Annotated in this window: 4 protein-coding genes; all 4 read right to left on the reverse strand. The window is 70.9% G+C overall.

Features of this window, described 5'->3' with window-relative positions; all coding sequences use genetic code 11:
* A partial coding sequence (locus CWIS_RS17300) for an ABC transporter substrate-binding protein (RefSeq protein WP_082156582.1) occupies nt 1-980 on the reverse strand: 980 nt, incomplete at its 3' end.
* Between the two features lie 280 nt (nt 981-1,260).
* Complete coding sequence (locus CWIS_RS17305) at nt 1,261-2,439, reverse strand: flagellar hook protein FlgE (protein WP_048344592.1); 1,179 nt, start codon at nt 2,437-2,439, stop codon at nt 1,261-1,263.
* A 76-nt stretch (nt 2,440-2,515) separates the two neighbouring features.
* The gene (locus tag CWIS_RS17310; RefSeq protein ID WP_048344593.1) at nt 2,516-2,956 is read right to left on the reverse strand and encodes a flagellar hook assembly protein FlgD; all 441 of its coding nucleotides are present in this window, start codon (nt 2,954-2,956) and stop codon (nt 2,516-2,518) included.
* A gap of 24 nt (nt 2,957-2,980) precedes the next feature.
* The coding region (locus tag CWIS_RS19705; RefSeq protein ID WP_048344594.1) for a hypothetical protein at nt 2,981-3,169 on the reverse strand (189 nt) is incomplete at its 5' end.

Raw genomic sequence — 3,169 nt, forward strand, 5'->3', positions numbered from 1 at the left:
GCGTCCACGTCGGCCTGCGTGATGGTCTGGTCGAACGCCTGGTCGAAGACGATGGTCGTGCGCGGCAGCTGCGCCCCGGAGTGGACCTTCTTGATGGCGTCCAGGATCTGGTCGCCGAAGACCGGGTTGCACTCGACGACGTAGTTGAACTTCTTGTCCACGAGGGCCTGCAGGCCGTCGCGCACGCCGTCGATCGTGACGATGATGATGTCCTTGCCCGGGACCTTGCCCGCGGCCTCGATCGCCTCGATCGCACCCAGACCCATGTCGTCGTTGTGCGCGAACAGCAGGTTCATGTCGGGGTACGCCTGCAGCGCGGCCTCCATGGCGGCCTTGCCCTCGGCACGCGTGAAGTTGCCGGACGCCTTGCCGACGATGTGGTCCGCGCCGACGGTGGCGTCGAAGCCCGTCTCGCGGTCGACCTGCGCGCCCGAGCCGAGCGTGCCCTGCAGCTCGAAGATCTTCGCGTCGGGGTGGTTCTCCACGACCCACTCACCCGCCGTGATGCCCTCCGCCTCGAAGTCCGCCCCGATCCACGTCACGTAGGGGTCGACGACGAGCGTGTCCACGGTCCGGTCGACGAGCACGACCGGGATCTCGGCGTCCTTGATCTCCTGCAGGACCTCGTCCCAGCCCGTCTCGACGACCGGGGAGAACGCGATGACGTCCACGCCCTGGTCGATGAAGTCGCGCAGGGCCTTGATCTGGTTCTCCTGCTTCTGCTGCGCGTCGCTGAAGACCAGCTCGATGCCGTTCTCCGCCGTCAGGCTCGCCTTGACCGACTCCGTGTTGGCGGTGCGCCAACCCGACTCGGCACCGAGCTGCGAGAAGCCGACCTTGATGGTGCCGCCCTGGCCGCCGCCGGCGGTGCTGGTCGAGGTCGCTTTGCCGTCCGAGCCCGTGCTGCACGCGGTGAGACCGAGGGCGAGCACGGCGATCGTGGCAGCGATCCCGCGGGTACGACGTGACCTGTTCAGCATGCCTTCTCCTCATCGAGAAAGTCCGCGCCGGAGCACGTCGTCGTGCCGCACGGTCGCGGTGAGCCTCCATGTGAGCGCTCACACGCGACCGTAGCGGCTCGCCACCGGGCCTCGTGGGGATTTGGCGGAACGCGGTCCATTCCCACGCATTCCCACGCCCCGGGACCGCCACGAACCCGGCAAACACCGCGCCCCACGTCCCGGGTGGGCGTGGGGCGCGGTGCGCGGTGGTGCTCGGCGAGGCCGCCGGGACGTGCCCGGGTGCGTGCGTCCCGGGCGGTCAGCGCTTGAGGTTGACGAGCTCCTGCAGGACCTCGTCGGACGTCGTGATGACGCGCGAGTTCGCCTGGAAGCCGCGCTGCGCGACGATCAGGCTGGTGAACTCCGAGGACAGGTCGACGTTCGACATCTCGAGCGCACCACCCGCGAGCGAGCCACGCGCACCCGTGCCGGCCGTGCCGATCGCCGGCTCGCCGGAGTTCACGGTCGTGCGGAACAGCGAGCCGCCGGCCTTCTCGAGGCCCGCGGGGTTGGTGAACGCCGACAGCGCGATGCGGCCGATCGCCTGCTTCATGCCGTTGGAGAACGAGCCCATGATCGTGCCGTCGGCGCCGAGCGTGAACGACTGCAGGGTGCCCGCGCCCTGGCCGTTCTGCGAGTCGGCCTTGACCGTGTCGAGCCCCGCGAACCCCGTGAGCGTGGACAGGTCCACGGCCACGCCGCCCACGGTCATCGTCGTCGGGGACGTCAGGGCGCCCGCCGCGTCGAACGTCATCGCGGTCGACGCGACCGTCGCGGCACCGTCGGAGCCCTCGACGGCCCAGCCGGCGGCCGACTTCGTGAAGGTGAGCGTCAGCGTGCGGGCGGAGCCGGTCGCGTCGTAGACGTCGATGGTCCGGTGCAGCACGGTGCCGTCGGGCGCGGCGGCGTCGAGGTTGCCCTTGTAGGTCACGCTCGTGGACGCCACGGCGGGCATCACGGTCCCGGCGGGCACGCTCAGGTCCGTCACGGGCCCGTTGGTGTCGATGACGCCGTTGACGGCCATCCAGCCCTGCACGAGCGCGCCCTCACCGGGGAGCACCATCTGGCCGGTCGCGTCGAAGTCGAACGAGCCGGCACGCGTGTAGTACGTCTCGGCACCCTTGCGGACCACGAAGAAGCCGTCGCCCTGGATCATCATGTCGGTGCTGCGGCCCGTCATCTGCGACGCGCCCTGCGTGAAGTTCGTGGTCACCCCCGCGACGCGCACACCGAGACCGATCTGCGCGGGGTTGGTGCCACCCACGCCGTCCTGCGCGCCGCCCGCACCCGTCAGGAGCTGGCTCAGGGTGTCCTGGAACACGACCTGCGACGACTTGAAGCCCGTCGTGTTGACGTTGGCGATGTTGTTGCCGGTGACGTCGAGCATCGTCTGGTGGCTGCGCAGGCCGCTGATGCCGGCGAAGAGGGAGCGGAGCATGGCGGTTTCCCTTCGAGGGCCGCGCCGGACGGCGCGGGTGGTGAGGTGAGGAGGCGGGTGCGGCGCGGGGGCCGGGTCAGGACTCGTCGTCGGTGGACGAGCCCGTGCGCGTGACGGTGGCGACCTGGTCGAGCGGGATCTTCTCGTCGCCGACCGTGACCACGGGCACCGAGCCCGCGTAGTCGACGGCGTCGACCACGCCCGAGTGCTTGACGCCCTCGGCGTCGGCCCACGAGACGGTCTGCCCGACGAGCGAGGCGGCGGCGACGCGCATCTGCAGCGCGAACGCCTCGCGCGACGTGTCGGTGAGCGTGGTGAGCTGCTCCATCGTCGCGAGCTGGGTGGTCTGCGCCATGAGCTGCGAGGAGTCCATCGGCGAGGACGGGTCCTGGTTGCGCAGCTGCGCGACGAGCAGGTTGAGGAACGCCTGCTGGTCGAGCGTGCCGCTCGGCGTGGTGGCGGTCGTCGAGGCCGTGGCGCCGGTCGCGCCCGTGGCGTACGAGGTGTCGATGCTCATGCGTGGTCCTGTCCGTGCTGGTCGTCAGACGACGAGGTCGAGGTGGCGGCTGCGGGTGGAGGTCGCGTCCGGCTGCGAGGGCTGCCGGTCCGACGAGGTCGCGGGCGTCGCTCGCGCGTCGCCGGCTCGGCGCGTGCGCTCGTCGGGCCCGTCCTGCGACCCGCCGGCGCCGCCCGGCGAGCCGGACGACGTCTCGGGCGCCGTGCCGGAGCC

This window comes from Cellulomonas sp. A375-1 (assembly GCF_001040865.1).
In the GTDB taxonomy this organism is placed as follows: Bacteria; Actinomycetota; Actinomycetes; order Actinomycetales; family Cellulomonadaceae; genus Cellulomonas; species Cellulomonas gelida.